Source organism: Shimia sp. R9_2 (genome assembly GCF_017743735.1).
GTDB lineage: Bacteria > Pseudomonadota > Alphaproteobacteria > Rhodobacterales > Rhodobacteraceae > Shimia.
The window spans coordinates 1-4,737 of sequence record NZ_JAGHRO010000020.1 but is presented as its reverse complement, the minus strand read 5'-3'; the positions used below and the strand labels follow the sequence as shown (position 1 = coordinate 4,737).

General features: G+C 54.8%; 4 protein-coding genes, 1 tRNA gene and 1 pseudogene. 2 read left to right on the top strand and 4 right to left on the bottom strand.

The features are described 5' to 3' along the window. Nucleotides 1-46: 46 nt before the first annotated feature. A tRNA-Met gene (locus J7400_RS21075) sits at nucleotides 47-123 on the top strand. A 499-nt stretch (nucleotides 124-622) separates the two neighbouring features. On the opposite strand, the gene J7400_RS21070 is transcribed toward J7400_RS21075, so the two are convergent. Continuing rightward, the gene (locus J7400_RS21070) at nucleotides 623-1,012 is read right to left on the bottom strand and encodes a hypothetical protein (RefSeq protein WP_209066138.1); all 390 of its coding nucleotides are present in this window, start codon (nucleotides 1,010-1,012) and stop codon (nucleotides 623-625) included. A gap of 53 nt (nucleotides 1,013-1,065) precedes the next feature. Between J7400_RS21070 and J7400_RS21065 the strand changes: the two genes are divergently transcribed. Beyond that, nucleotides 1,066-1,374 (top strand): hypothetical protein, encoded by a 309-nt coding sequence (locus tag J7400_RS21065; protein ID WP_209066137.1) that lies wholly within the window; start codon nucleotides 1,066-1,068, stop codon nucleotides 1,372-1,374. 339 nt (nucleotides 1,375-1,713) lie between these two features. On the opposite strand, the gene J7400_RS21060 is transcribed toward J7400_RS21065, so the two are convergent. The 3 genes and pseudogenes from J7400_RS21060 to J7400_RS21045 all read right to left on the bottom strand — a co-directional run bounded on the left by J7400_RS21060 (nucleotide 1,714) and on the right by J7400_RS21045 (nucleotide 4,614). Beyond that, a complete protein-coding gene (locus J7400_RS21060; RefSeq protein ID WP_209066136.1) occupies nucleotides 1,714-1,869 on the bottom strand; it encodes a hypothetical protein in 156 nt (51 codons plus the stop codon). A gap of 173 nt (nucleotides 1,870-2,042) precedes the next feature. Beyond that, a pseudogene (locus tag J7400_RS21050) lies at nucleotides 2,043-2,996 on the bottom strand (AbrB family transcriptional regulator). Nucleotides 2,997-3,102: 106 nt separating this feature from the next. Then, nucleotides 3,103-4,614 (bottom strand): M81 family metallopeptidase, encoded by a 1,512-nt coding sequence (locus tag J7400_RS21045; RefSeq protein ID WP_209066133.1) that lies wholly within the window; start codon nucleotides 4,612-4,614, stop codon nucleotides 3,103-3,105. Between the last annotated feature and the right edge of the window lie 123 nt (nucleotides 4,615-4,737).

Genomic DNA, 4,737 nt, shown 5'->3' with positions numbered 1-4,737 from the left:
AGGGCGACAGATCTTAAAGCCAAAAAAGGCCCAAGATCAAAAGCGTCGCGGGATGGAGCAGCCCGGTAGCTCGTCAGGCTCATAACCTGAAGGTCGTAGGTTCAAATCCTACTCCCGCAACCAAAAACAAAACCAAGAAAATAAGACACCTGAACCGGTTTGCAGTGCACCACGTGTAAGCGCGCGCACCGCTTCGTGCTACAGCTGTGCTACAACACACAGCCAACAAAAGCAAAGTCGCGACTTTCCACCGCCCTGCACCACAAGCCGCCCAAGGGCGGCTCTTTGCGTTTGTGTCGCCATCAATTGGAAGCACCGTGGAAGCAACAAGAACCAAAGCCTAAGCATGTGACCGAAAGTACCGTCAGTACTGTCAGCGTCGTCTGCAAAGCGACTGGTTGCTAAGAGCCCAAAGCGCAAAATTCTGCGCTGTGTATTGACAGCCGCATATCTCAAAAGCGGACGTTGGCACCGCTAAGAATGGTCCTTTTGAGTCGTTCGTCATGTGAAGCCATGCCGCTATTTGACTTCACCGAACCAGACTTTCGCTGAACCCGCGAAATCTTGTTGTGCTCGAACTTACGGTCTGCGGACTTTGCACCAACTCGCTGCGCCTTGGCGACTACCTAGAAGGGCAACCGCTCAAAACAGACGATGCCAAATCGCTCACTTCACGAGATGCTTGAAAATGAGCGTCAAGTAAACGTTGTACTTCGGCGACTACAATCCGTGTTTCTGTCTCAGTCAATGTTACGTCGTCCCAGTTCTTTGACGTCAGGCTCGTAAAACTCAGATCAACTTGCGCCGGGTCAACAAAAAACATCAGGTTCACAGAATCTAGCGCGGGGTCGAATTCGTATTCGTCTAGTCGTCTTGCCAATGCTTCGCCTGCTGGAGCCTTCTTGAGAAGGATGCAGCGTTGGCGCTGAGGGAACAAGGCGATGTTTAGGGCGTATGCCGCCAGCCTAGCAGGCCGCGCGATGTGGGTGGGCGTAGCAAAATTGGCTGTCATCCACGCGCTGCTCGCAATGCACATTACCTCGCTGCTCTTTGAGGGGAGCCATGATGTCAGGCGATGAACTAGAGGACACGGTCTCTTTCTACTTCCGAGTCTCCTCTGAACAGGCGGATCAATTCAATCAACTTGCTGCCGCACAGTTTGGCATGAAAAAAGGTGCGAAGAGGCAGATGTTTTTGAAGCTTATTGATGACCACCTGCGGTGCCAAAAGATTGCTCAATTGAAAGAAGAAATCTCGGTGCTTGAGAGGGAAGGCGAAAAGGCGGTTGTACGCAACGAATGGAGCAGCCAATGCGCAATTGCGTGTTTGGAGTTGGGCCGATCAGTGCGATCCTGCCAAACATCTATTTGCTGAAAAAACCGTGGGTGAATGCGAGTATCACTGGCAGAGGGCAACGCCCTTTTGAGAGCTTTTTGGCGATGCCGCGGATTTATCATCTACTGCTCCGAAGCAAACAAAAACGGCTACGCAGGCTAACGGCTTGTAATACGCGCTGCGCGTCTATTCCAACCCATACCTGCCTCCGAAGCGCCGCAAGCGGACCTCGGAGAGGTGGATGGATGCTAGGCTCATGGAGCTGAATTGATAGCGCAATTTGTAGGCAGGTGAGGAGGCCGATTTGGGGCGGAAACTGGCCATTTTCTGCAATCTGCAATAGTGTCCGCTGTGCGCAGAAAGCGAGCTTTGCAAAGTTCAGTTTTCATTGGCGGCTGTGCGGACAAACCCGCCTTTTGCTCGCACCACCGTTGCTGACGCAGCAACCGCTCGCATATGCGGCACGCCTGTTGTTGCGGAGCGGCGCAAATCACCGTTCCGGTCGTTCACCGCCATCAATTCCACCCACACCATTACCGCTCCTTCTCTGCAAGCTGATCAGTTCATCGAGACGCGGGCAATGCGGACGATCTAGCCGATGGGGTGAACGTCTGCTTATGTTCAGCTTGATTGGATGAAACAAATCAGCAGCGTGCACGCGGCAAGTTGAACCTAGCTGGCCGTAAGGGCGGATCCCGGAGTTTACGCTAATATCTTGACCGGATTTTCAAAATTCGAAACATGATCGGAGCAACTGCGATCACCAGCAGAATTCTAATTATGTGCGCGGTCGCCACGAAAGCGATATCCGCGCCCATTGCAAGGGTCAGCAAACTCATCTCAGGCAAGCCTCCGGGGGAAAACGTCAGCAGGGTCTGCTTGATGTCGATACCTGTTTGCTGGCTGACCAATATTGCGCAAAGGCATGCGGCAAACATCATGCCCGTCGTCGCGATAATCGCTAGACCAATATCCCGCCAGATTTAGCTGATCGGAACACTCAAAAAGCGACAGCCGACAACCGTTCCCATGACCAACTGCGCAACATTTACGGCAGCCGTAGGGGGTGCGCTTTGCGTCAGCCCGGCCAGATGCACAAGCGAGGACAGGATCATTGGACCGATAACTTGCGCCGCTGGGAGGCGAAGTTTGGGGCCGAAAAAAGCACCGACAACGGCACAAGAGATCAAGAGCGCGTAGTCCTGCTGGCTTAAATCTGCGAATCCCACGCTTTGCGTGGATTGACCCGTTGAGCGGACCTCAAAGAAGTACCAGAAGATGAACGACATGCTTGAGACGACAATCAACACCCGGCTGGCATGGGCCAAGGCAATACGACGCTCGATACCGCCTGCTTCAGCTCCGATCAGCATCATGTCGTTCAAGCCGCCTGGAGCGGACGAGAAATATGCCGTGATAGGCTCGAAACGACCTATAAATCTATAGACTGCAAATGCCGCCGAGAATGCCATGACCACGAACAGGGGAATGTAGGCAATCGTTTCTGCCCATTCCGCGATCTGTTCAAACGTCTCGGGGTGAAAACCAGACCCGAGCATAACCCCCAGTATTGGCATAATTACTTTGCGAATCTGAAGGGGTGCTTTGACCGGCGCGCCACCAATGGCGGCCAATGTCACCAAGACCATCGGGCCCAACATCCATGGAAGAGGAAACCCAATCCCAACGGCGATCAATGCTCCCGCAAGCCCGATGGAAAGTGCGGTCACGTGGCCCATAGGATCAGGTTTACCTTTTTCTTGCTAGTTAGGGTTGACCGGCTACCAGGCCATCTTCGTCGGCGCGCCACTCTACGCCGTTGTCAATCGGGTGAATGGGGCGCGGCGTTTTCTGAAAATCTATGCGAGTCAATTCAGGGGAAGTCAGGCCGGGGCCGTCGATCTCAACCACTTGCGCCGGGTTAAAGAACTCATCGAATCCAGCCCTGAAGTGGCCGCGAGATTTCACGACGAGGGTATTGAAATTGGCGATGTTCAGTCCGAAGCGCTCGACAAAGGCAGGTTCGCACAATTGGCGGCGAATGCTTGACACAATGATCAATAGACCTGCGCAGCGTAGCAGCGCGCATTGGCCGAGATTCTGACTACCTCCGGCGTATAGACCGCGTCTGCGCGCGACCGGACCATTTGCCAGCTTCACAACTTCAACCTCTGCAACATGGTGCCCTGATTGCCTATCCGTCTCGCTGCGATTGAATTCGGCATAGAACTTTGCCCCCTCGCCATGTTGCACGGCCTCGGCGGCAAGATCCGGATCAACGTGCATACCGACAAGTGCGTTTTCGACGCCTGCTTCGAGCATCGCACGCAGAATGGAAATAGTGTTACCGTGCCCACCGCCGCCGGGATTGTCGGCGACATCTCCGTAAATACGAGGGGTCTGCTCGTCCGACATTAGGGAGATGGCATCTTCAATTGAGGTTAGATTAGTCTGAAACTCTTCGCGGTCGTCCCAAAATGTCTGACCGATTTCGCGCGCCGTTTTCAGCGCCACGGAAGAAGTGTCAGCCGTAACGGTGACGTTCACGCCCGCTTTCGACGAATCGCCGACCGAGAACCCCGCGCACAGAGATACATTCCAGATCGGGTCGACCGCCCGAGCCACGGCATCTTTCATCATTCGCCCATAAGGCCCGCGGGTCGTGTCCAGTGTGGTCGAAGGCGGAATAAACGGCAAACGAACCAACGCGCGGCCGGTTTGCTGTCCGGCCAGAAGCCGTTTCATGGCGCGGGCGACTTCTTGCCCCCTTTCGAACTGATCCACATGTGGGTTGGTCCGGTAGGCGGCGATAAAGTCTGCACCCGCGATCATGGCCTGGCTGACATGGGCATGCAAATCCAGCGTCACCACAAGCGGCGTGTTCGGCCCGACAATATCGCGGATCAGAGAAATCAGCGTCCCGTCGGGGTCTTCGTCATTGGTTGCGATGCAGGCCCCGTGCGCGTCCAGATAGACACCGTCGACGTCAAACGGAAGCCGGTCCCGCACCGCTTGCAAAAGTTCGTCGAAAAACGCGCCATCCATCATGCCGCCCGCACCTGCGAATGCCGCAAAAACCGGCACAGGTTCAAAATCCCCGAAATCCTCTTGGAACCCTCTGATACCAGCGGATGCCAATACCGGCCGCTTCTCAAGATCTTGAGCGAAGTCTTCGCCGATGGCTAAGCCTTGGGCCGCAAAATCCGAGCGCTCGGTTAACGGCGCAGCACGGTTGCTTTCCAAGTGGAAGTGGATCAGGGCAATGCGTGGCAGGGGCATTGATCCTCCCCCACTGAAGTGGTCCGCCGCTATGTTTAGGAAAACGGAGGATTCACGATGGGAAACAAGCGACACAAGCCCGAGGAAATTGTCACGAAGTTACGACAGGTTGAGGTGCTTGCC

Coding starts and splice junctions, on each gene's coding strand:
- J7400_RS21070 (WP_209066138.1), bottom strand. CDS start 1,012: ATGACAGCCAATTTTGCTACGCCCACCCACATCGCGCGGCCTGCTAGG.
- J7400_RS21065 (WP_209066137.1), top strand. CDS start 1,066: ATGTCAGGCGATGAACTAGAGGACACGGTCTCTTTCTACTTCCGAGTC.
- J7400_RS21060 (WP_209066136.1), bottom strand. CDS start 1,869: ATGGTGTGGGTGGAATTGATGGCGGTGAACGACCGGAACGGTGATTTG.
- J7400_RS21045 (WP_209066133.1), bottom strand. CDS start 4,614: ATGCCCCTGCCACGCATTGCCCTGATCCACTTCCACTTGGAAAGCAAC.